The organism is Pseudomonas sp. UMAB-40, from assembly GCF_900095275.1.
Classification (GTDB): Bacteria; Pseudomonadota; Gammaproteobacteria; order Pseudomonadales; family Pseudomonadaceae; genus Aquipseudomonas; species Aquipseudomonas mandelii_B.
In genome coordinates this window covers 57,087-78,353 of record NZ_LT607551.1, presented here as the reverse complement: position 1 = coordinate 78,353, position 21,267 = coordinate 57,087, and the positions used below count along the sequence as shown (strand labels likewise).

The 21,267-nt window shown below is 60.0% G+C and carries 21 protein-coding genes; 8 read left to right on the top strand and 13 right to left on the bottom strand.

Going from position 1 to position 21,267, the window contains the following annotated elements; all coding sequences use genetic code 11:
• Positions 1 to 17: 17 nt before the first annotated feature.
• From K0F88_RS00385 to K0F88_RS00365, 5 genes are all read left to right on the top strand, one after another.
• On the top strand, positions 18 to 827 hold the full coding sequence (locus tag K0F88_RS00385) for a MetQ/NlpA family ABC transporter substrate-binding protein (RefSeq protein WP_219093198.1): 810 nt from the start codon (positions 18 to 20) through the stop codon (positions 825 to 827).
• A gap of 2 nt (positions 828 to 829) precedes the next feature.
• Complete coding sequence (locus tag K0F88_RS00380) at positions 830 to 1,990, top strand: methionine ABC transporter ATP-binding protein (protein ID WP_219093196.1); 1,161 nt, start codon at positions 830 to 832, stop codon at positions 1,988 to 1,990.
• Positions 1,980 to 2,624 carry a methionine ABC transporter permease gene (locus K0F88_RS00375; protein WP_219093194.1) on the top strand — a complete coding sequence of 215 codons (645 nt, stop codon included), beginning with the start codon at positions 1,980 to 1,982 and terminating at the stop codon, positions 2,622 to 2,624. Before K0F88_RS00380 ends, K0F88_RS00375 begins: the two co-directional genes overlap by 11 nt.
• Before the next feature lie 448 nt (positions 2,625 to 3,072).
• Positions 3,073 to 3,426, top strand: coding sequence for a DUF6124 family protein (locus K0F88_RS00370; RefSeq protein ID WP_094469684.1), 354 nt, complete (start codon positions 3,073 to 3,075; stop codon positions 3,424 to 3,426).
• A 157-nt stretch (positions 3,427 to 3,583) separates the two neighbouring features.
• Complete coding sequence (locus K0F88_RS00365; protein ID WP_219093192.1) at positions 3,584 to 4,210, top strand: bifunctional 2-polyprenyl-6-hydroxyphenol methylase/3-demethylubiquinol 3-O-methyltransferase UbiG; 627 nt, start codon at positions 3,584 to 3,586, stop codon at positions 4,208 to 4,210.
• 144 nt (positions 4,211 to 4,354) lie between these two features.
• Here K0F88_RS00365 and K0F88_RS00360 read toward each other — a convergent pair whose 3' ends face one another.
• Genes K0F88_RS00360 through K0F88_RS00350 form a run of 3 tightly spaced genes read right to left on the bottom strand, consistent with a single transcriptional unit; the run spans position 4,355 to position 9,569 of the window.
• A complete protein-coding gene (locus K0F88_RS00360) occupies positions 4,355 to 7,405 on the bottom strand; it encodes an efflux RND transporter permease subunit (RefSeq protein ID WP_219093190.1) in 3,051 nt (1,016 codons plus the stop codon).
• Positions 7,402 to 8,469, bottom strand: a complete 1,068-nt coding sequence (locus K0F88_RS00355; RefSeq protein ID WP_219093188.1) for an efflux RND transporter periplasmic adaptor subunit — start codon at positions 8,467 to 8,469, stop codon at positions 7,402 to 7,404. The genes K0F88_RS00360 and K0F88_RS00355 overlap by 4 nt, the downstream gene beginning before the upstream one ends.
• Positions 8,466 to 9,569, bottom strand: coding sequence for an efflux RND transporter periplasmic adaptor subunit (locus tag K0F88_RS00350; protein ID WP_094469688.1), 1,104 nt, complete (start codon positions 9,567 to 9,569; stop codon positions 8,466 to 8,468). The genes K0F88_RS00355 and K0F88_RS00350 overlap by 4 nt, the downstream gene beginning before the upstream one ends.
• A 244-nt stretch (positions 9,570 to 9,813) precedes the next feature.
• Between K0F88_RS00350 and K0F88_RS00345 the strand changes: the two genes are divergently transcribed.
• Positions 9,814 to 10,974: an AAA family ATPase gene (locus K0F88_RS00345; protein WP_219093186.1), complete on the top strand. Its 1,161-nt coding sequence runs from the start codon at positions 9,814 to 9,816 to the stop codon at positions 10,972 to 10,974.
• A 144-nt stretch (positions 10,975 to 11,118) separates the two neighbouring features.
• Here K0F88_RS00345 and K0F88_RS00340 read toward each other — a convergent pair whose 3' ends face one another.
• The 8 genes from K0F88_RS00340 to K0F88_RS00305 all read right to left on the bottom strand — a co-directional run bounded on the left by K0F88_RS00340 (position 11,119) and on the right by K0F88_RS00305 (position 18,568).
• The gene (locus tag K0F88_RS00340; protein ID WP_219093184.1) at positions 11,119 to 11,982 is read right to left on the bottom strand and encodes a transporter substrate-binding domain-containing protein; all 864 of its coding nucleotides are present in this window, start codon (positions 11,980 to 11,982) and stop codon (positions 11,119 to 11,121) included.
• Positions 11,979 to 12,761 carry an amino acid ABC transporter ATP-binding protein gene (locus K0F88_RS00335; protein ID WP_219093182.1) on the bottom strand — a complete coding sequence of 261 codons (783 nt, stop codon included), beginning with the start codon at positions 12,759 to 12,761 and terminating at the stop codon, positions 11,979 to 11,981. Before K0F88_RS00335 ends, K0F88_RS00340 begins: the two co-directional genes overlap by 4 nt.
• Positions 12,758 to 13,417: an amino acid ABC transporter permease gene (locus K0F88_RS00330; protein WP_219093180.1), complete on the bottom strand. Its 660-nt coding sequence runs from the start codon at positions 13,415 to 13,417 to the stop codon at positions 12,758 to 12,760. Before K0F88_RS00330 ends, K0F88_RS00335 begins: the two co-directional genes overlap by 4 nt.
• A complete protein-coding gene (locus tag K0F88_RS00325) occupies positions 13,398 to 14,063 on the bottom strand; it encodes an amino acid ABC transporter permease (protein WP_219093178.1) in 666 nt (221 codons plus the stop codon). Before K0F88_RS00325 ends, K0F88_RS00330 begins: the two co-directional genes overlap by 20 nt.
• A gap of 528 nt (positions 14,064 to 14,591) precedes the next feature.
• Positions 14,592 to 15,374 carry a MetQ/NlpA family ABC transporter substrate-binding protein gene (locus tag K0F88_RS00320; protein ID WP_219093176.1) on the bottom strand — a complete coding sequence of 261 codons (783 nt, stop codon included), beginning with the start codon at positions 15,372 to 15,374 and terminating at the stop codon, positions 14,592 to 14,594.
• A 161-nt stretch (positions 15,375 to 15,535) separates the two neighbouring features.
• On the bottom strand, positions 15,536 to 16,468 hold the full coding sequence (locus tag K0F88_RS00315) for a sigma 54-interacting transcriptional regulator (RefSeq protein ID WP_219093174.1): 933 nt from the start codon (positions 16,466 to 16,468) through the stop codon (positions 15,536 to 15,538).
• A 59-nt stretch (positions 16,469 to 16,527) separates the two neighbouring features.
• Positions 16,528 to 17,109 carry an alpha/beta hydrolase gene (locus tag K0F88_RS00310; protein ID WP_219093173.1) on the bottom strand — a complete coding sequence of 194 codons (582 nt, stop codon included), beginning with the start codon at positions 17,107 to 17,109 and terminating at the stop codon, positions 16,528 to 16,530.
• Between the two features lie 385 nt (positions 17,110 to 17,494).
• The gene (locus tag K0F88_RS00305; protein WP_219093171.1) at positions 17,495 to 18,568 is read right to left on the bottom strand and encodes a fatty acid desaturase; all 1,074 of its coding nucleotides are present in this window, start codon (positions 18,566 to 18,568) and stop codon (positions 17,495 to 17,497) included.
• Positions 18,569 to 18,668: 100 nt separating this feature from the next.
• Here K0F88_RS00305 and K0F88_RS00300 point away from each other — a divergent pair, with 100 nt between their 5' ends.
• Positions 18,669 to 19,673 (top strand): AraC family transcriptional regulator, encoded by a 1,005-nt coding sequence (locus K0F88_RS00300; RefSeq protein ID WP_219093168.1) that lies wholly within the window; start codon positions 18,669 to 18,671, stop codon positions 19,671 to 19,673.
• Between the two features lie 154 nt (positions 19,674 to 19,827).
• Here the strand turns inward: K0F88_RS00300 and K0F88_RS00295 are convergent, their stop codons facing one another.
• Both K0F88_RS00295 and K0F88_RS00290 read right to left on the bottom strand, forming a co-directional pair.
• Positions 19,828 to 20,193, bottom strand: a complete 366-nt coding sequence (locus K0F88_RS00295; protein ID WP_094469694.1) for a response regulator — start codon at positions 20,191 to 20,193, stop codon at positions 19,828 to 19,830.
• A 104-nt stretch (positions 20,194 to 20,297) separates the two neighbouring features.
• The gene (locus K0F88_RS00290) at positions 20,298 to 20,984 is read right to left on the bottom strand and encodes a Crp/Fnr family transcriptional regulator (protein WP_219093166.1); all 687 of its coding nucleotides are present in this window, start codon (positions 20,982 to 20,984) and stop codon (positions 20,298 to 20,300) included.
• Between the two features lie 84 nt (positions 20,985 to 21,068).
• Between K0F88_RS00290 and K0F88_RS32185 the strand changes: the two genes are divergently transcribed.
• Positions 21,069 to 21,267 (top strand): Mpo1-like protein (locus K0F88_RS32185; RefSeq protein ID WP_374039692.1); only part of this gene is annotated, 199 nt, incomplete at its 3' end.

Sequence of the window (21,267 nt, the reverse complement as noted above, 5' to 3'; positions counted from 1 at the left end):
TGACTGGAAAAAACCTCATGAAAAAGAACTCCCTCTCCCACCCAGTCAAAGCACTGGCCCTGGCCCTCGGCCTCTTCAGCTCTGTCACCTTCGCCGCCGACGCGCCGCTGAAAGTCGGCACCACCGCCGCCTTCGCCATCCCGCTGGAAGCCGCCGTCGAGGAAGCCAAAAAACAAGGCCTGCAAGTCGACTTGGTGGAGTTCAGCGACTGGATCGCCCCCAACGTCAGCCTCGCGGCCGGCGACATCGACGTGAATTACTTCCAGCACGTCCCGTTCCTGGAAAACGCCAAGGCCGCCGCCGGTTTTGACCTGGTGCCATTCGCGCCGGGGATCATCAACAACGTCGGCCTCTACTCGAAAAAATACAAAAGCTTTGACGAGTTGCCGCAAGGCGCCAGCGTCGCCATTGCCAACGACCCGATCAATAGCGGTCGCGGCCTGCAACTGCTGGCCAAGGCTGGCCTGATCACCCTCAAACCGGGCGTCGGCTACAAGGCCACCGAAGAAGACATCATCGCCAACCCGAAGAAAATCAAAATCCTCCAGGTCGAAGCCGTGCAACTGGTGCGCGCCTATGACGACGCCGATCTGGTGCAGGGCTACCCGGCCTACATCCGGTTGTCGAAGACCTTCGATGCCGGTTCGGCGTTGCTGTTCGACGGTCTCGATCACAAGGAATACGTGATTCAGTTCGTGATCCAGCCCAAGAGCAAAACCGACCCGCGCCTGATCAAGTTCGTCGATATCTACCAGCATTCGCCGGCCGTTCGTGCGGCGCTGGACAAGGCCCACGGCAAGCTCTATCAAGCCGGTTGGGAAAGCTGAGGATGACGGCTGCGATCCAACGGCGACTGGATATTCCAGAGCCACATAAAGCCGAACAGACCGAACTGCACCCGGACCTGAACCGCGCTCACGTACGCTTCATCGGTCTGGGCAAAACCTACACCGGCCAGCAGGGTCCGGTGGCGGCGTTGCACGGCATCGACTTGGCGATCCAGCGCGGTGAAGTGTTCGGCATCATCGGTCGCAGCGGCGCTGGCAAGTCGTCGCTGATCCGCACCATCAACCGTCTCGAACAACCGAGCAGCGGCCGAGTGCTGATTGATCAAGTGGACATCGGCGAGTTCGACGAAGACCGCCTGGTGGCTCTGCGCCGACGGATCGGCATGATCTTCCAGCACTTCAACCTGATGTCGGCCAAGACCGTTTGGCAGAACGTCGAGTTGCCGCTGAAAGTCGCCGGCGTGCCCAAGGAAAAACGCGAACAGAAAGTCCGCGAACTGCTGGAACTGGTCGGCCTGCAAGGCAAGCACAACGCCTATCCGGCGCAGCTGTCCGGCGCAGCTGTCCGGCGCAGCTGTCCGGCGCAGCTGTCCGGCGGACAGAAACAGCGCGTCGGCATCGCCCGCGCCCTGGTGCACGACCCGGAAATCCTGCTGTGCGACGAAGCCACTTCGGCGCTGGACCCGGAGACCACGCAATCGATTCTCGGCCTGCTGCGCGAGATCAATCAGCGCCTGGGTTTGACCATCGTGCTGATCACCCACGAGATGGCGGTGATCCGCGATATCTGTGATCGGGTGGTGGTGCTGGAACACGGAAAAATCGTCGAGCAAGGGCCGGTGTGGGAAGTGTTCGGCAACCCGCAGCATGAGGTCAGCAAGACCTTGCTCGCACCGCTGCAACATGCGCTGCCGGAAGAACTGCAAAGCCGCTTGCGCCCGCAACCTCAGTCCTCAGACGCAGCGGTTGTGTTGCGTGTGCAATTCACCGGTAGCGCCACGGACGAACCAGATCTGGCGGCCTTGTTCAGCGCCCTCGGTGGCCGCGTGAGGTTGCTGCAAGGTGGTGTGGAACGGATTCAGGGCCACGCGCTGGGGCAATTGCTGCTGGCAGTGACCGGTTCGTCGCTCGGCGCTGAAGAATTGCGTCAGCGCGCCGGCCACTGGGCGCAACAGGTGGAGGTGCTCGGTTATGTGGTTTGATCGCTTGCTGCAAGGCTTCATCGACACGTTTCTGATGGTGGGCGTGTCGTCGCTGATTGCGCTGCTGGCGGGCATTCCGCTGGCGGTAATTTTGGTTACCAGCACCAAGGGCGACATCTATGAGGCACCGGCGCTGAATCGCGCACTGGGTGCCTTCGTGAACCTGTTCCGCTCGATTCCGTTCCTGATTCTGATGGTGGCGCTGATTCCGTTTACCCGGTTGATCGTCGGCACCACTTACGGTGTCTGGGCCGCCGTAGTGCCGCTGACGATTGCGGCCACGCCGTTCTTTGCGCGTATTGCAGAAGTCAGTTTGCGCGAGGTGGACCACGGTTTGATCGAAGCGGCGCAAGCGATGGGCTGCCGGCGCTGGCACATTGTCTGGCATGTGCTGTTGCCCGAGGCGCTGCCGGGGATTGTCGGTGGTTTCACCATCACACTGGTGACCATGATCAACTCGTCGGCCATGGCCGGCGCGATTGGTGCGGGCGGGTTGGGGGACATTGCGTACCGGTATGGGTATCAGCGGTTTGATAGCCAGATCATGCTGACGGTGATTGTGCTGCTGGTGGTGTTGGTCGCGATTATCCAGCTCGGCGGGGACCGCTTGGCGCGAGGCCTTAACAAACGCTAAGCCAATTGCGAACACTTACTGTGGGTGAAGGAGCTTTTGTGGCGAGGGGGCTTGCCCCCTCGCCACAAAAGCGTCGGCTACCGTGGGTAATGAGCCACTTCAGAGGGGAACATTTCCCACAGGAAAATCAGTGTGCCTACAGGCCTGCTCCCTTTCATTTGCAGGACATTTCCTAGATCATTCCGCTCGCTTGCGCCGGTGGATTCTCGTGGCTAGTCTCCGTCCGTCACTGCTCATCAGTGATCGGGTTTAGTCGCCCGGACCGGACGCATAGCGCCACCCATTCTCAGGCATTTCCTTTGCCTGAAATTTAATGGTGGCTGTGCGTAGGGCACCTTCGGGTGCGCCGGTTCCCGGTGTCCGGTCGACTAACCTGCGTGCAGCCGCCACCCCTAATTCGTTTAGTCGCGAGATCGGTTGGCTCCAACTAATCACCGGAGTTTTACCCATGAAAAGATCTGTCCCCGATCCACCGCCCGAGACAACCACCGAAAGCAAACCCTCCGATCCACTCAGAGATCGCTCCGCGCTTTACCGCGCCATCGATTTCTACCTCACCGGCAACCAGCCCTCTCCACCGGATGAATTGCGGTTCTACAACGTCAGCGAAGATGTCAGTTTCGAAGATGCGCAGCTCCACCTCGCTGACCTGCTTCGTTGTGCTTCTGTTTCGGCGTATCAATGTGGTGAACACCTGAAAGGCGCGGACCGAGCCATGGTGTTTTCCGTTTGGCATTTGCTGGAGATTGCCAAAGCCATGGTTGATCGCTCCATTGATTGTTTGGGGATGAAGCAAGGCTGAGACGTCGGTCGGTAGTTACATCGCTATCGCGGGCAAGCCCGCTCCCACAGGTGTGCGCGATCGACTGTGGGAGCGGGCTTGCCCGCGATTGGCTGCGCAGCAGCCACCCGGCTCATGGCGTATATTCGGCAAACCTCAATTGCCTGCGCAGCCGACCATGAAACAAACCCCCGACGACCTCCAGAAGATCACCGCCACCACCCTGGGCCATTACAACTCGGTGGCCGAAGATTTTCGCGAGGGGACTCGCGATCATGATGTCAGCCAGAACATCGACGCCCTGCTGCGGCATATTCAGGGCGAGGCGCCGTTCGACATTCTCGATTTTGGCTGTGGGCCGGGGCGTGATTTGCAGACGTTCACACGTATGGGCCACACGGCTGTCGGGCTCGACGGGTCGGAAAAGTTTGCGCAGATGGCGCGTGAGGACAGTGGTTGTGAGGTGTGGCAGCAGGACTTTCTGAAGCTGGATCTGCCGGCCGAACGCTTTGACGGGGTTTTTGCCAATGCGGTGCTGTTTCATATCCCGCGCCAGGAATTGCCCCGGGTGTTGAAGGAATTGCGCGGGGCGTTGAAGCCGGGTGGCGTGTTGTTCAGTTCCAATCCTCGCGGCGAGAATCAGGAAGGGTGGAATGGGCCGCGGTATGGGGCGTATCACGATCTTGAGGCTTGGCAGCAATTGCTGACGGAGGCGGGGTTTGTGGAGTTGGAGCATTACTATCGGCCGGCGGGGCTGCCGCGAGAGCAGCAGCCTTGGTTGGCGAGTGTCTGGCGCAAAGTGTGAAGCCTTCAGACTTGTGGTGCCTGGGCTGACGTCTTCGCGGGCAAGCCGCGCTCCCACAGGTTTTTGTGTCGATCCTGGAAATTGTGATCGACGCAAATCCTGTGGGAGCGTGGCTTGCCCCCGATGAGCGCGTAGCGCTCGATTTTAAGTCTCTTTCTGCGGCTCGCGGATTTTGTACCAGGCAACGTAAAGCGCCGGCAAAAACAGCAACGTCAGCAACGTCGCAATAATGATCCCGCCAATCATCGCGTAGGCCATCGGCCCCCAGAACACTTCCCGGGCAATCGGGATCATCCCCAGGCTGGCCGCCGCAGCGGTCAATAGAATCGGCCGGCGCCGATGCTCCGTGGCCTGCGCCACGGCATCCCAAGGTGAAACGCCCTCGTTCTCCAAGGCATCGATCTGGGTCACCAGAATCACCGAGTTGCGGATGATGATGCCGATCAGCGCCAGAATCCCCAGGATCGCCACAAAGCCCATTGGCGTGCCCGTCGGGATCAGCGCCAGCACCACGCCAATCAAGCCGAGCGGCGCGACACTCGCCACCAGGAACAGCTTCTGCACGCTGTGCAGCTGGATCATCAGGAAGGTCGCCATCAGGAACAACATCAACGGCACCACCTTGGCAATCGGCCCCTGGGCCTTGCCGCTCTCCTCCACCGTGCCGCCCGTGGCGACCGAGTAACCCACCGGCAAACCGGCGGCGAATTTATCGATGGCGGGTTTGAGCTGTTTCACCAAGTCAGTCGGCTGAATCTCGTCGCGCACTGCCGCCTTGATGGTGATGGTTGGTTTACGGTCACGGCGCCAGACCAGCGGTTGCTCGAGTTCATAGCGCACCGTGGCGAAAGCCAGCAGCGGAATCGACGTGCCGCTCGGGGTGACGATCTGCAAGTTCTGCAGGGTTTCCGGCGTGCCGCGCTCCGCGTCCACCGCACGTCCCACGACGTTGATCAGGTAGATATCGTCATCGACCTGAGTGACCTGCGAACCGACCACGATGCTGTTCATCAGGTTGGCCACGTCTTCCGACGACAGCCCCAATTGCCGCGCCTTGTCCTGAGCGATCTCGATGCGCAGGACTTTGCCCGGTTCGTTCCAGTCGTAAATGATCTCGCCGATGTGCGAGTTCTTGTCCAGCTCGGTGGCCAGGGCGATGGCGTGCTTGCGCACCTGATCGATGTCCTTGCCGCTGACCCGGTACTGAATCGGGCGACCCACCGGCGGCCCCATTTCCAGCGCCTGGACGTAGCTGCCGATGCCGACGAAATCTTTGCGCAGCCGCTCGCGCAAGCGTTGGCTGAGGGCGTTACGCGACTCCAGGCCTTTGCTGACGATCACCAGTTGCGCGTAGTACGGGTTCTGCAATTGCTGGTCGAGGGGCAGGTAGAAACGGATCGCCCCCTCGCCGATGTAAGTGCTCCAGCGCACGATGTCCGGATCGTCCTTGAGCGTCGCTTCGAGCTTGTCCACCGCCTTGCGGGTTTCGGCGATCGAGGCGTTTTGCGGCAGGTTCAGGTCGACGAGGATTTCCGGGCGGTCCGACGACGGGAAGAACTGGTTCTGCACGAACTGCATGGAAAACACCGAGGCCACGAACAGCGCAATGGTGATACCGATCGCCCACCAGCGATTACGCATGGCCCAAAACATCCCGTAATTGAATGCCCGGCCGATGCGGCCCGGCTCGGCGTCATGGGGTTTCACGTTGGTGCTGAGAATGTGCACGCCGATCACCGGGGCAAACAACACGGCGACAACCCACGACACCAGCATCGCCACCGCGATAACGGCAAACAGGGTGAAGGTGTACTCGCCCGCCGAGCTGGCGTTCAACCCGATGGGCACGAAACCGGCCACCGTCACCAACGTCCCGGTGAGCATCGGGAACGCCGTAGAGGTGTAGGCAAACGTCGCCGCCTGCTCCTTGGTCTCGCCCATCTCCAGGCGCGTGACCATCATTTCGACCGTGATCATTGCATCGTCCACCAGCAGGCCGAGGGCGATGATCAGCGCGCCGAGGGAAATCCGCTGCATGGTGATGCCGCTGTATTCCATGAAGATGAACACCATGGCCAGCACCAGCGGGATCGAGCACGCCACCACCAGCCCGGCGCGCACCCCGAGGCTGACGAAACTGACGATCAGGACGATCACCACCGCTTCGAACAAGGCACTGGTGAAGCCGCCGACGGCTTTTTCCACCACTTCGGCCTGGTCGGACACCGTGTGCACACCGACGCCCACCGGCAAGTCGGCGGTCAGGTCGGTCATGCGCTGGTGCAACGCCTTGCCGAACGCCTGGATGTTGCCGCCCTTCTTCATGGCGATGGCGAGGCCAATGGCCGGGTGGCCGTTGAAACGGAACTCCGGGGTCGCCGGGTCAACGTAGCCACGGCTGATGTCGGCGATGTCGGCCAGGCGGTAGAAGCGGTCATTGAGCCGCAGGTTGACGTTGGCCAGGTCTTTCTCGGAAGCGAACTGCCCCGAGGTGCGCACCGAGATGCGCTCCGGACCGGCCTCGATCACACCGGCCGGGGTCACCGCGTTCTGGGTTTGCAGGCTTTGCACCACCTGGCGCTGATCGATGCCCAGCGCCGCCAGTTTGCGGGTGGAGAAGTTCAGGTACAGGACTTCATCTTGCTCACCGACCATCTCGACCTTGCCCAGCCCCGGCACTTCACGAATTTCAGCGCGAACCTGTTCCACGTAATCGCGCAACTGGCGCATCGACAAGCCGTCGGCGGTAAAGGCGTAGACCGAACCGTACACATCACCGAATTCGTCGTTGAACCCCGGCCCTTGCAGGCCCTGGGGGAAGTCGCCACGAATGTCGTTGATCTTCTTGCGCACCTGGTACCAGATTTCCGGGATGTCCTTGGCACTGGTGGTGTCGCGCAGGTTGACGAACACCGTCGATTCCCCGGGCCGCGTATAGCTTTTCACGTAGTCGAGGGAGTCGAGCTCTTCGAGTTTTTTCTCGATGCGGTCAGTGACCTGCTTGAGGGTTTCTTCCTGGGTCGCGCCCGGCCAGCGGGTCTGGATGACCATGGTTTTGATGGTGAACGACGGGTCTTCCTCGCGGCCCAGGTTCATGTACGAGAACACGCCCATCAACAGTGCGACGAACATCAAATACCAGACAAACGACTGATGTTTGAGAGCCCATTCGGATAAGTTGAAACTCCCTTTCATTGGGGGTTGTCCTCGTCGATTTTCACTTTTTGCCCGGGTTTCAGGCTGTTCACACCCGCGCTGACCACCCGTTCACCGGACTTCACGCCACTGGCCAGGATCATCGTTGAATCCGTGCGGCTGACCAGGCTGACGTCCCGTGGGGAAACAGTCTGGGTCTGCGCATCGATCACCCAGATGCGCGATTTGCCATCGATCTCCTGCAGCGCGCTCAGCGGCAATTCGATACGCGGCTTGATCGCGGAGCTGAGGGTGACACTGATCGCAGTGCCCAGGCGAAAACCGGGCGGTGTGTCTGTCAGGGTCAGGCGGGCTCGACGGGTTCGGGTCGCACTCTGCGCCTGGGGCTCGATTTCACGAACGATGGCGGTGGTGTTGATGCTCGGGTCCAGTTGCGCCGCGACCTGAAACACGACATCGGTCGGCAGTTGGTCGACCAGGGTGTCCGGCAGGTCGATCACGGCTTCCTTGATGTCCGGTTGCGCCAGGGTCACCACTTGCTGGCCGGCCGTGACGACTTGCCCGGCCTCGGCATTCCACAAGGTGACCACGGCTTTGTGGTCGGAACGCAGTTCGACGTAGTTGAGCTGGTCCTTGGCCTGATCGACCGCCGCCTTCGCTTGATCGAGGGAGGCCTGGGTGGTCTTGAGGTCAGTCTGTGCGGAGTCGAGTTGCGCCTGGGCACCCACGCCACGATCGAACAACGCCTGCTGACGCCGGGCGTTGGCCTGGGCGTTGATGAATTGCGCCTGGATGCTGGCCAGATTGCCTTGAGCGGAGCGCAACTGGTTCTGCTGATCGGTGGGGTCCAGGGTGGCGAGCAGCGCGCCCTTTTCCACTTCGGCACCGACATCGACGTTACGGCTGGCGATGCGCCCCGGCACGCGGAACCCGACATTGCTTTCATAGCGGGCCTGGATGCTGCCGGCGAAGCGGCCGAGATTTTCCTCGTCCAGCGACTGGACCTTGACCGACAGCACCGGGCGTATCGGCTCCGGTGGCGGTTCTTCTTCCGAGCAGGCCGCCAGCATCACCGCCGTGCACACCAGTAACAGACGCTTCATGGCTGGGCTTCCACAGCGAGATCCTTGTAGGTGTTTTCGGCGATTTCAACTTTCACGCCGGGGTGCAGCAACTGACCGCCCGCGATGACGACTTTTTCGCCGCCCTGCAGGCCGGCGCTGATGATCACTTTGCCGGTCAGGTAACGACCGACCGTGACGGTGTGCAGTTGCGCCTTCCCTTCACCGTCCACCAGCCATACCGCCGGATCGCTGAGGTTTTTGGTCAGCGCCGACCACGGCAGTTCCACGGCGGACTTGCCCGGCGTCTTGGCCGTGGCGCTCACCACCGAGCCCAGTTGCATGCCCTCGGGCAGGCTGGCCAGGGTGACTTTGACTTGCACGGTGCCGGTCTGTGCGGACACCGCCGGTGTGATCTCCCGCACGGTGCCGGTGGTTTTGATCGCCGGGTTGTCGAGCAGGCTGACCACGATGGTTTTATCCTCCGGCGCCTCGGCCAGCAGCGATTCGTAGACGTTGAACACCGCATCACGTTCACCATCGCGCGCCAGGCTGAAAATCGGCACCGTCGCCTGCACCACTTGGCCGACCTCGGCCTGACGCGCCGTAATCACACCCGGTGCCTCGGCAATCAGCGCGGTGTAGCCGAGCTGTTCACGGGCGTTGGCGAATTGCGCCTGGGCAGCGGTCAACGCGCTCTGACTGCTGCGCAAGGCGGCTTGCGCGGAATCGTATTCGCTTTGGCTGGTGTAGCCCTTGGGCAGGAGTTTTTGCTGGCGGACGAACGCGGCGGCGGTCTGTTTGACCCGGGCCTGTTCGGCGGTGACTTGGGCCTGGGCCGAATCGACGTTGGTCTGCAGGTCCTTGGGATCGAGCTTGGCCAGCACTTGTCTGGCCGACACCCGGTCACCGACATCGACCATGCGCTGAATGATCTTGCCGCCCACGCGGAACGACAATTCGGTCTGGACCCTGGCCTGAACATCGCCAGTGAGCGTCACCGACGCGGCGTAATCCAAGGGTTTGACCTCCTGGACGAAAACCCGTGGACGGTCCTTCTCGACCGGTTTTTTATCGCCGCACGCGGTCAGCAGCGCAAGGAGGCTCAGACCAACCACTATGTTCAATCCGGGACCAGCCATGCAGACTCCTTTGCGTTGTACGGACGTGCCAATGGCGATACGACTGTGAGCTTAGAACAGGGTTCCACGGGTGCACAGGTTTGCCATACATACCGTGGGAGCGAGCTTGCTCGCGATGGCGGAGTTTCAGTCGGCATCAATGTTGGCTGATACACCGCTATCGCGAGCAAGCTCGCTCCCACAGGGGATCACGGTGTTTGCGACAATAAGGCAAACTGGCCGACTACGCAGCAGGAAGCTTCCCATGCTCAAAACCCTCGCGGTGGCCAATTACCGCTCGATCAACAAGTTGGTGATTCCGCTCGGTCGGTTGAACCTGATCACCGGCCCCAACGGCAGCGGCAAGTCCAACCTGTACCGCGCGTTGCGCCTGCTGGCGGAAACCGCTCAGGGCGGCGTCGTCAATGCCCTGGCCCGCGAGGGCGGGCTGCATTCGACGTTCTGGGCCGGGCCGGAAACCATCACCCGGCGCATGCGTAATGGTGAAGTCCCGATCGAGGCAACCGTGCGCCACGGCGTCAAACGCCTGCGCCTGGGGTTTGCCGGTGAGGATTTCAGCTACTCGATCGCGCTGGGTTTGCCGGAGCCGAGCGAATCCGCGTTTTCCCTGGACCCGGAAATCAAGAAGGAATGCATCTGGAACGGCCCGGTTTACCGCCCGGCCAGTCTGTTGGTGGATCGCGACGGCCCGATGATCCGCATCCGGGCCGGTCGCAGCTGGGACGTGCTGGCCCACCACACGCCGAATTTCGACAGCCTGTTCGATCAGGTCGGCAGCTTCCGTACCTCCCCGGAAGTCATGCACCTGCGAGAATTCATCCGCCGCTGGCGCTTCTACGATCACTTTCGCAGCGATGCCGATGCGCCGGTGCGCCAACCACAATTGGGCACCCGCACGCCGGTGTTGCACCACGACGGTCGCGACCTTGCCGCTGCGTTGCAGACGATTCGTGAAATCGGCGACCCCGAGGCGTTGCAGTCCGCAATCAGCGACGCATTCCCCGGCGCACGACTGAACATCGCGCCGTTGCAGGGTGGGCGGTTTGCGATTGAGTTTTTCCAGGAAGGGTTACTGCGACCGTTGTCCGCGGCCGAGTTGTCGGACGGGACCTTGCGCTATTTGCTGCTGGTGGCGGCGCTGCTGACGCCTCGGCCGCCGACGCTGATGGTGCTGAACGAGCCGGAAACCAGTTTGCACCCGGACCTGTTGCCGGCGTTGGCCCGGTTGATTATCCGAGCGTCGGAGCAGTGTCAGGTGTGGGTGGTGTCCCATGCGCGGCGGTTGATTTCGGCGTTGCAGGAGGACCTGGAGTGCAATTGCATTGTGTTGGAGAAGACATTGGGCCAGACGGGGATCGTGGGTCAGCGGATGCTGGATGAACCAGCCTGGCATTGGCCGGATTAGTCGGCGTTTGACAACCCGCTATCGCGGGCAAGCCCGCTCCCACAGGATTTGGGTCTGGTCACAGAATTTGTGTCCACTGAAGATCACTGTGGGAGCGGGCTTGCCCGCGATGAGGACCGAAAGATCGCTGAAAAGGTCAGTGACTCACCCCTGCCACTTCCCACCTTCAACAATCACGCTCTCAGGCTTGGTGTCATCGCTCAGCTCTTTACGCACATATTGGTCATACAGCTTGAGCAAATACTTCTCCTCGCCCAGCTTCGCCAGCTCGGCATTCACCCAATCACGCAGCTCGATGTTGCCCTTTTTCACCGCCGGTGCAATCGGTGCTTCGGCACCCAACGTCTGGCTCAGCACGCGATAGCCAGGGTTCTGCTTGGCCCAGCTGAACAGCACCAGATTGTCCTGCGCATACGCATCGCCGCGCCCATTGGCCAGCGCTTGCAGTGACTCGGAGTTTTTCTCGAATTTCAGCAGTTTCCAGTCCGGGTGATGCTTCGTCAGCCAGATATCGGCCGTGGTGCCCGTAGTGACGATGGTGGTGCGAGTCGCCAGGTCATCGAGGTTCTTCACCGTGCTGGCTTGCGGAACCAGCGCCTGCACCGCGACCTTGAGGTTCGGGTTGGTGAATTCCACCGCTTCCTTGCGCTCCGGGGTGACAGTCATGTTGGCCAGGATCAGGTCGACCTTGTCGCTTTGCAGGAAGGGAATCCGGCTGGCAGGTTCCACCGCGACGAACTCGACTTTGTTCTCGTCGCCCAACAGGTCCTTGGCGAATTGACGGCCAATGTCAGTATCGAAACCCACATAACGCCCGGCTTCATTGACGAAACCAAACGGCGGTTTGTCGGTGAAGACGCCGACGATCAGCTTGTCCCGAGCCTTGATTTTTTCCAGATAACTGGCGGTGGCCGCAGGCTTGGCGGGTTCTTCGGTTTTGTTGCAGCCGGCCAGCAAAGCGAGGCCGAGCAGCGGGAGTAGCAGCAGTGAAGTCTTGGCAGTTTTCATAGCGGTTCCAGTTCCTTTGTTTGAGTCGTTTTGGGTAAAGCGGCGACATAGGAGAACTTCTCCAGGAACTGCTGCGCTCGTGCGGTTTGCGGGTTCGTAAAGAAAATCTCGGGTGGGTTTTGTTCGAGGATTCGCCCGGCATCCATGAACACAATTCGGTCTGCCACGGCGCGGGCGAAGGCCATTTCATGGGTAACGATCAGCAGGGTCATGCCCTCGCGGGCCAGGCCTTGAATGACTTCCAGCACTTCCTTGACCATTTCCGGGTCGAGGGCGGCGGTGACTTCGTCGAAGAGCATGACCTTGGGGTTCATGCACAGCGAACGGACGATGGCGATGCGTTGCTGCTGACCACCGGAGAGCTGACGCGGGAAGGCATCGCGCTTGTCCAGCAGGCCCACGCGCGCCAGCAAGGCTTCGGCCTGATCGCGAGCTTCGCGGCGGTCGCGTTTCTGTACTTTGACCGGGCCGAGCAGCAGGTTGTCGAGCACGCTCATGTGCGGGAACAAGTGATAACTCTGGAACACCATGCCGATCTGCTGGCGCACTTCGCGCCAGTCGGTGCCCTTGTCCAGCAACTCGCGGTCGTTGAATTTCAAGCTGCCGCTGTGCGCGACTTCCAGGCCGTTGAGGCAGCGCAGCAAGGTGCTTTTGCCGCAGCCGCTGGGGCCGAGGATGACGATCACTTCGCCTGACTTCACGTGCAGGTCGATACCGTCCAGCACTTGCTGGTCGCCGAAAAACTTGTTGAATCCCTTGAACTCGATCAATGCGCTCATGCTTGCGTCCAGCGCCGCTCCAGCACACGCGAGGCGGCCGACAGCGGGTAGCAGATGAAAAAGAAAAACAGGAACAACGCGCCGTAGATCAGCACGGATTCGTAAGTGCGTTCGATGATTTGCTGGCCGACCTTGATCACGTCCACCACGCCGATCAGCACTGCGAGGGAGCTGGTCTTGATGATGCGCGTGTAGACGTTGATGGTCGGCGGCGTCATGCGTTTCAGCGCCTGGGGCAGCAGCACGTAACCGTAGAGTTGCGGGCCGTCCAGGCCAATCGACAACCCCGCTTCACGCTGCCCGCGTGGCAACGAATGCAACGCGTCACGCACTACTTCGCCGACTTCACTGGCGCCCCACAGCGACAGCACCAGCACCGCGCACCAGAAGCTCGGAATGCTCAGGCCGAAAAAAATCGGCAGGCCAAAAAACAGCAGGTACAGCCACACCAGCACCGGGATCGCCCGGAACAATTCCAGGTAGACCCGCAGGATCGCGTTCAGCCATTTGACATTCAGTGTGCGCAACACACCGTAGAGCACGCCGCCGACGGTGCTGATGGCGATGCTCAGAAGAGAGATCGACAAGGTTTGCGCCGCACCCTTGCCCAGTTGCGGCAAGGACACCCAGAGCAACTCAAGACCCGAACTGGCCATGCTGGAGCCTCCTTTCCAGGCGGCTGAGCAGCAGCGACAGTGGCAAGAACAGCAGCACGCAAATCAGCGTCAGCACGGCGAGCATTTCGTAGGTTTTGTAGTAAAGCGCGATGTAGCTCTTGGTGGTGTAGAGAATCTCCGGCACCGCCACCGCCGAGACCACGGTGGTCTCCTTGAGCAGGAAGATGAAATTGGCGAACAGCGACGGCAGGCTGAGAATCCCGGCTTGCGGCAGGATTACGTAGCGCAGCAATTGCCCTCGGGACAAGCCGATGGAGCGGCCGGATTCGAGTTGAGCCAGCGGCACTGCATCGACCCCGGCGCGCAGTACTTCAGTCAGGTAAGCGCCGCCGAGAAAGGTCATGGTGATGATCGCCGCAGCAAACCCCGAAACCTTGATGCCCAGTGCCGGCAAGGCGAAGTAAACGAAAAACAACTGGATCAGCAGCGGCGTGTTGCGCGCCAACTCGACGTAGAGCCCGACCAACCGCTGCAGGTAGGCCGTGCGAAACACCAGAATCGTTGCGTTGAGCAAGGCCACCAGCAGCGATGTGCCGATGGCGATAAAGCCGACCTGCAGCGTCACGCCCACGGCTTTGAGAAACGCCGGCAGGGTGCTGAGGATAAATGCGTAATCGAAGTTCATTGAACATCCTGGACGTCGCGGGGTAAGCGACGGTGGTGCAGTCCATGGGCAGTGGATAACTTCCCGGCAGACACCGACTTTAAAGGTATAAAAAGAAGAATTTAAATACCGTTAAAGCATATTGATATCACGCAAAAAACTATCCTGCGGATTTGCCGTGGCGAAGGAACACGACTATTTTCCTTGCAGCTGTAGGAGGGATCTTTTTTTCAAAAAGACCCTCCAAGGACGCACAGCTTTTGGCCAGACTCCCTGGCCGAACCCTCACAAGGAAGAGAAAAATGGCTGACTTGAAAGTGCCAAAGCGGTTGGATCCGCAGGAAATCGTGAAGTTATTGGTGGCGTTGCGCCGGGCGCTGGAGGCCAGGGCGGCCTAACGCTCGTGAGGCGAGCAGATTCCCCTGTGGAGAGGGGGCTTGCCCCCTCGCCACAAAAGCTCCCTCGCCACAGGTTTCTCGCACGCAAAAAAACGCCGACGCTATTGCTAGCCGTCGGCGTTCGAAACCTTGAAGGGGTTTACCTCGCGAATCAGAACGCCGGCAGTACCGCGCCGCTGTACTTCTTGGCGATGAATGCTTTCACTTCCGGGCTGGTCAAGGCTTTGGCCAGTTTCTGGATGGCAACGCTGTCCTTGTTGTCCGGACGAGCCACCAGGAAGTTCACGTAAGGCGAATCGGCACCTTCGATGACCAGCGCGTCTTTAGCCGGGTTCAGGCCTGCTTCCAGCGCGTAGTTGGTGTTGATCAGATCCAGATCCACTTCCTTAAGAACGCGCGGCAACATGGCCGACTCCAGTTCCTTGAACTTGAAGTTGTGCGGGTTCTTGGCGATGTCTTTCGGAGTGGACAGGGCGTTTTTCGGGTCTTTCAACTCGATCAGTCCAGCCTTCTGCAGCAGGAGCAGGGCACGGCCACTGTTGCTGCCTTCGTTTGGCAGAGCGATGGTCGCGCCGTTTGGCAGCTCGGCCAGGGATTTGTATTTGCTCGAGTAGCCGCCGAACGGTTCAACGTGAACACCGATGACGGTTTCCAGGTTGGTGCCTTTGCCTTTGTTGAAGCTATCCAGATACGGCTTGGTCTGGAAGTAGTTGGCATCCAGACGCTTTTCAGCGACCTGCACGTTCGGCTGAACGTAGTCGGTGAACACTTTGATTTCCAGGTCCACGCCTTCTTTGGCGAGGGTTGGCTTGATCAGTTCAAGAATCTCGGCGTGTGGAATCGGGGTCGCCGCAACCACCAGTTTCTCGCCAGCCTGGGCCAGGCCCGCGGTCAGGGCAGCCGCCAGTGCGGTGAACAACAGAACCTTTTTCATGCAGTGTCCTTATCGAAAATCACGGTCGTCATCGACGACGGCTATTAGTACGTGTGCCAGTGAAGTGCTATCGCTGGCGTGAAGCGGACAATACCGGGATTTTTTATTCCCGAACAATATCTTTTATTCACTTTCATATTCCATTTTGTTCATAAAGATCACTACAGCGTCTGGGTCAGGCTTTCCAGCAAACGCTTGAGTGCCGAACGCTCTTCAGCCGTGCCATTTTTGCTCACTTGCGCGATTTGCCACTCGATCTGCACCAACGACACAGGTACTTCAGGCAGATTCAAATGCTCCGGCAAAATCTCGTCACCGGTGCTGACCAGCAGCGCGAAGTGAATGACATTCTCCAGCTCCCGGGTATTGCCCGGCCAACTGTGCCGCTCCAGTACAAGCTGCGCAGCCTCGCTGATCAGCGGCACCGGCAGGTCGAGGCGCTGACTGTAGATGCCGAGAAAATATTCGGACAACGAAAGGATATCGCCGACCCGCTCGCGCAATGCCGGCAGTTCGAGCTGGCCTTCGCTGAGGTAGTGATAAAGCCGCTCATGGAATTTCCCGGCCGCCACCGCCTGGGCCAGATCGATACTGGTGGCCGCCACCAGACGCACGTCCACCGGGCTCGGTTGCTGAGCGCCAACGCGGGTGACTTCGTGGTTTTCCAGGGCGGCGAGCAATTTGATCTGGATCGGCAGCGGCAAGTCGCCGATCTCATCCAGATAGAGCGTGCCGCCGTTGGCCGAACCGAACCACCCCGCGCGACTACTGGCCGATCCGCTGTAACTGCCGGCGGCATAGCCGAACAGTTCGGCGTCGGCATAGGTCGGGCTGATGGCGCCGCAATTGACCGAGACGAACAACCCGCCGCGATCACTCGCACGATGGATGTGCCGCGCGAGCAATTCCTTGCCGCTGCCGGTTTCACCACGGATCAACACCGAGATCGAGCGCGGCGCCAGTTGTTCCAGCTCCTGGCGCAACTGCCGGGACCGTGGATCGACAAACACCAGCGCCTTGGCGCGAATGCTCAGGGGGCTTTTTTCTGCGTCGGGAAAGGTCAGCAGTGGCTGGCCGAAGGCTTCAAAACTCATGGCAGACTCCCGCCCAAAACCGCCGGGAGACGGGTAGGCGTGCTAAAAAATAAAAAGGTTCAAGCGCGTCGCAGGGCGTGGTGTTCCATTCGGTTTTGCAGGCGATAGAGATAGGCAAAGCCCTGCTCCCAGCGCTGATGCCCGGACTTCACGTTGATGTGTCCGGCACCCGCCAGAATCCCCGCCTCCGCGCCCCAGTTGCGGGCCAGTTCAAGGGCTCGCGGCGCACTCACGGCGCTGTCGTTGTCGGAGCTGACGACCTGGCTCGGGAAGGGCAAAAGAGTTGTGGGAATCGGTGCGAAGTTGCGCAAGGCTGGAGCGCATGCCGGACGTTCAACGTCCGCCGGTGCGACCAGCAAGGCGCCACGCACCTGACGCAAGAAATGCAGCGGCGCAGTGGCGGCCCAATGGGCGACCGTAATGCAACCCAGACTGTGCGCAATCAAGATCACCGGCGTGCTGTCGGCAGCAATCGCTTCGGCCAGCGCCGCGACCCAGTCTTCACGACGCGGCGTCAGCCAGTCGGCCTGCTCCACCCGCGCGCTATTCGGCAGACTGTTCTGCCAGTGGCTTTGCCAATGATCTTCCGGCGATCCTTGCCAGCCCGGCACAATCAGGTAGCGAATTGATTCGTTGCGCATGGGGGAACTCTCCTGCTGCGTGTCTGTTCCCGGTCGAGTATAGGGAGGAGAGTTATATTCGTTAAGGAATAAGAAGCTATTTATTAAGACCCATAAGGAATATGAAGCCGTTTTGAATGGATAAAAAAAGGGACCGCACCCTGCCAAGGAGACGGCCCCGGAAACTCAAAATCTGCTATCGCTAATCAACATCACTGGATGCGATGATTGACTGAAACGCTTATCCAATAAAGGAATATTTAATTACTTTACTAGATCCAAAATGCATATGTAGATCAGCGATACAACAACTACCAAGCCATCCTGCCTGGGTCATAACATACCGCCCCTTTGGGTCAGATTGATGACGGGCGCCTTTGCCGTTTTGAGTTTCCGAGAATATCGATCAAGCCTGAGCGGCACGCACCTCCTGCGCCTCTGCTGTTTCCTTGCGCACAAACCGGTTCGCCCGCCCAAACGTCCCGAAATCATTGAACCGCACACCCATCTCGCGCATCACTTTATGCGCCACTGGCACGGTCATCTGGCGGATGTAAAACGGTTCCTTCACCACAAAGTGATGAATCCCGTGGCTGCTGCCGAAGTTGAAGCAGAACGCCTGCATCGGCCACATCCACCAAGGGTTCAGCACCTGGGTTTGCTGAATCACGTTACCCGGCTCCACATCACCGTAGTAATGCATGTTCGAACTGACAAAGTGCAGGCAAAACGTGCGCAACACGTTCGGGCCGATGATCACCACCGCCGCGATATCGATCACCTGCATCACCGACAACGTGGTCGTCGACCATTCGATCGGCGTACCCAGCAGATCGGCAATGCCATTCGCCCCATGAAAACCGAGGAACACGTACCAGGCACCCCAATGCACCAGCGCCAGCGGCGCGTAGACCTTCAGCGTGCGTTTGATGATGCTGAATTTATGCGCCCAGGTCTTGGCTCGCAGCATGCGAATGAATGCCGACATCACGTTGTCGCCGACCATCAACAACCGCGCGAATCCCCAAGGTTCGCCGTTGGTGATCGCGCGCTCTTCCATGTCGGCTTCCGTACCGGACACCTTGTGATGATTGAGGTGCAGATGACGGCGAATCCATGGATTGATCGTGCTCGGGCGCGCCAGCCACACCAGACCCATCATCAGGTTGTGCGGCACCCGTTGTTTGCGGAAGTACATGCTATGAATCAGGTCGTGCTCCAGCTCGTGGGTCAACGAGGCGAAGAACGCGTTGAGCAACAGGCACGCCCACCAGGCCATGTGCCCGGTCAGGTAGAGCGCCGCTGAACCGATCATTCCAGCCAGGGCGAAGGCCAGAATGCCCGCGCCCAAGGCGTCCTGATGGTTAAGAATCGGGTAGCGTTTGCGCAGTTCGACCCCTCTGGCCAACACCACTTCGCGAATATGGGCTGATCGTTGGGCTGCATTCAGTCGCTGGGGACTTGCAGAAGTACCGTCCATGCTTCCATCCTCTGGTTATTGATGTTCGCATCTTGCCTTGTGAAGCCTCACAACGCGGTAGCCGTGAACGCCAACCTGTTGACCGGAAGCGCCAATCAGCATGACTGAACCGACCTCCCTCGCCAGCTGGACCCGTGCCCTGCGCAAGCAACTCGATGCGCTAGGCCTCGACAGCACCGCCCTGTGCCAACAGGCGGGGCTCGATCCGCAATTGATGGACGACCCGAACGCCCGTTACCCGTTGTCGGGCACCACGCGCCTGTGGGAAATCGCGGTGCAGGTCAGCGGCGACCCGGCGATTGGCTTGCGCGTCTCACGCTTTGTCAGCCCGACCACGTTCCATGCGCTCGGTTATGCGCTGGTGGCCAGCGGCAGCCTGCGCGAAGTGTTCGAGCGCATCGTGCGTTATCACCAAGTGGTCAGCGATGCGCTGGAACTGGAGCTGACCCGCGCTGAAGATCGCTACCGCTTCTGCCTGAAAATCCCTGCCGGCAACCCGGCCCCCGCGTTCGAAGCCATCGATGCCTTCACGGCGATTTACGTGCGCACCTGCCGCAATCGCCTGGGCCGCGAATATGCCCCGCTGGCGGTGTACCTGCGCCGCCCGGAACCGGCCGACCCGCATCAATGGCACAAAGTCTTTCGTTCGCCAGTGCACTTCGCCGCCGACGAGGACCGACTGGAATTTGCCCTCGTGGACTTCGACAGTCACCTGGACGATGCCAACCCGGAACTGGCCGAACACAACGAAGCGGTGCTCAAGCGCACGTTGGCGCAACTCAAGCCGCTGACGTGGGAACGCAAGGTCCGCGATGCCATTGAAGAACAATTGCCCGAAGGCGAACCGAGCGCCGAACACATCGCCAAGGCCCTGCACCTGAGCTTGCGCAGTCTGCAACGGCATCTGGCAGACGAAGGTTGTCGATTCGACACGTTGCTCAATGAAAGCCGCGAAAACCTGGCGCTGCTGCACCTGCGTGACCCGCAATGCTCGTTGAGTGAAGTCAGTTATTTGCTGGGGTTCGCCGATACCAGCAGCTTCAGCCGCGCGTTCAAACGCTGGACCGGGATGACACCGGGGCAGTTTCGGGATGGGTTGCGGTGATAGATCCGAAAGGTGGGTTGCCTGTTCCGGCCTCATCGCGAGCAAGCTCGCTCCCACAGGGATTTGTGCCAGGCGCGGACTTATTGGTAAACACGAACCCCCTGTGGGAGCGAGCTTGCTCGCGATGGCGTTTTTCCAGACACCGCAGAAATACTTAACGCCCCCGATCCCGCCGCAACAACTTGCGCACCCGCGTCACCAGTTCACTCACGGCAAACGGCTTGAGCAAGTAATCATCCTCATGCAGCTCCAACCCACGCAGGCGATCTTCGATGCCATCCTTGGTGGTCAGCAACAGCACCGGCGTTTCGCCGAGCTTGCGGATCTGTTGCAGCAACTGCCAGCCGTTGAGCCCCGGCAGCATCACGTCGAGGATGATCAGTTCGTATTCGCCGGACTCGATAAAGCGACGCCCGTCCATACCGTTGAGCGCCACATCGACCGTATAACTCGCCTCGTTCAGGCCGTTGGCCAGGCGTTTGGCGATCTCCGGTTCGTCTTCTACTAACAGCACACGCATGGCACACCTCGATTATCGTCATCACAGGCTAGGCGCCTTCGCAGCGGTTGCCCATCAAATATTTTTTTCACCCTGATCAATTGTGGGAGCGAGTGTTCAACACGTCAGATTGTCGCCAGAACCCGCAACCGCTCGGCATCGACAATCTCGATCTCGCCATACTTCAAATTCAGAACCCCCTGCCCCTGCAAGTCCTTGAGGATCTGGTTGGTGGTCTGGCGCGACAGCGACAACATCGATGCCAATTGTTCCTGGGGCAGTTGCAGCACCCGGCGCGGCGGATCGTATTCGCCGTAGCCCTCGGCGATCATCAGCAAGCGGTGAGCCAAGCGTGCCGGGGCCGGCATCAGGCTCAGCTGTTCGAGGTTGATGAAGGTCAGGCGCAGTTTGTGGCTCATCAGCAATGCCAGCTGCCGCCAATACACCGGTTGTTCGTCGAGCAACGCCAGCAGCGCGGTCTGTGGGATGTGCAACAGCGTGCACTGGCCCACACCGAAAGCATCGTGGGTGCGCGGCTGGCCATCGAACAGACAGATTTCGCCGAACCAATGCGGCGACTCCACGAGGCTCAGCAACGCTTCCTTGCCCTGTTCGCTGACCGCGCCGATGCGCACCGAGCCTTCGAGCACCGCATACAACCCGCACGGCGGGTCACCGCGCTTGAACAACAATTGCCCCGTCGACAACCGTCGCAGCCGGGCCGCTGCCAGCAGACTATCCTGTAGTGGAACAGGTAAATGACTGAACCACTGCCCCGACTCCAGGCGCGAACGCCAAACCTGCATGTCCATTTAAACTCCTGGAGATTGTCGCCTGCCTGACAGAGCGAAACGTGAACCCGAGGCATGATCAATCACCCTACAGGAGGAATAACAATGAAAAGCCTCGTTGACCATCTCAGTCAATACGCCGCTTACCACCGTGACCCGCGCAACATTGCCAGCCACTTTATCGGGATTCCACTGATTGTGGTGGCCGTGGCGGTGTTGCTGTCACGGCCGCAATGGGTTGGAGGCTGGGTTTCACCGGCGGTGCTGGTGGCACTGGCCTCGGCATGGTTTTACCTGCGCCTGG

Bases quoted from the DNA above. Each gene is read 5' to 3' on its own strand.
- K0F88_RS00385 (WP_219093198.1), top strand. From the start codon at position 18: ATGAAAAAGAACTCCCTCTCCCACCCAGTCAAAGCACTGGCCCTGGCC.
- K0F88_RS00380 (WP_219093196.1), top strand. From the start codon at position 830: ATGACGGCTGCGATCCAACGGCGACTGGATATTCCAGAGCCACATAAA.
- K0F88_RS00375 (WP_219093194.1), top strand. From the start codon at position 1,980: ATGTGGTTTGATCGCTTGCTGCAAGGCTTCATCGACACGTTTCTGATG.
- K0F88_RS00370 (WP_094469684.1), top strand. From the start codon at position 3,073: ATGAAAAGATCTGTCCCCGATCCACCGCCCGAGACAACCACCGAAAGC.
- K0F88_RS00365 (WP_219093192.1), top strand. From the start codon at position 3,584: ATGAAACAAACCCCCGACGACCTCCAGAAGATCACCGCCACCACCCTG.
- K0F88_RS00360 (WP_219093190.1), bottom strand. From the start codon at position 7,405: ATGAAAGGGAGTTTCAACTTATCCGAATGGGCTCTCAAACATCAGTCG.
- K0F88_RS00355 (WP_219093188.1), bottom strand. From the start codon at position 8,469: ATGAAGCGTCTGTTACTGGTGTGCACGGCGGTGATGCTGGCGGCCTGC.
- K0F88_RS00350 (WP_094469688.1), bottom strand. From the start codon at position 9,569: ATGGCTGGTCCCGGATTGAACATAGTGGTTGGTCTGAGCCTCCTTGCG.
- K0F88_RS00345 (WP_219093186.1), top strand. From the start codon at position 9,814: ATGCTCAAAACCCTCGCGGTGGCCAATTACCGCTCGATCAACAAGTTG.
- K0F88_RS00340 (WP_219093184.1), bottom strand. From the start codon at position 11,982: ATGAAAACTGCCAAGACTTCACTGCTGCTACTCCCGCTGCTCGGCCTC.
- K0F88_RS00335 (WP_219093182.1), bottom strand. From the start codon at position 12,761: ATGAGCGCATTGATCGAGTTCAAGGGATTCAACAAGTTTTTCGGCGAC.
- K0F88_RS00330 (WP_219093180.1), bottom strand. From the start codon at position 13,417: ATGGCCAGTTCGGGTCTTGAGTTGCTCTGGGTGTCCTTGCCGCAACTG.
- K0F88_RS00325 (WP_219093178.1), bottom strand. From the start codon at position 14,063: ATGAACTTCGATTACGCATTTATCCTCAGCACCCTGCCGGCGTTTCTC.
- K0F88_RS00320 (WP_219093176.1), bottom strand. From the start codon at position 15,374: ATGAAAAAGGTTCTGTTGTTCACCGCACTGGCGGCTGCCCTGACCGCG.
- K0F88_RS00315 (WP_219093174.1), bottom strand. From the start codon at position 16,468: ATGAGTTTTGAAGCCTTCGGCCAGCCACTGCTGACCTTTCCCGACGCA.
- K0F88_RS00310 (WP_219093173.1), bottom strand. From the start codon at position 17,109: ATGCGCAACGAATCAATTCGCTACCTGATTGTGCCGGGCTGGCAAGGA.
- K0F88_RS00305 (WP_219093171.1), bottom strand. From the start codon at position 18,568: ATGGACGGTACTTCTGCAAGTCCCCAGCGACTGAATGCAGCCCAACGA.
- K0F88_RS00300 (WP_219093168.1), top strand. From the start codon at position 18,669: ATGACTGAACCGACCTCCCTCGCCAGCTGGACCCGTGCCCTGCGCAAG.
- K0F88_RS00295 (WP_094469694.1), bottom strand. From the start codon at position 20,193: ATGCGTGTGCTGTTAGTAGAAGACGAACCGGAGATCGCCAAACGCCTG.
- K0F88_RS00290 (WP_219093166.1), bottom strand. From the start codon at position 20,984: ATGGACATGCAGGTTTGGCGTTCGCGCCTGGAGTCGGGGCAGTGGTTC.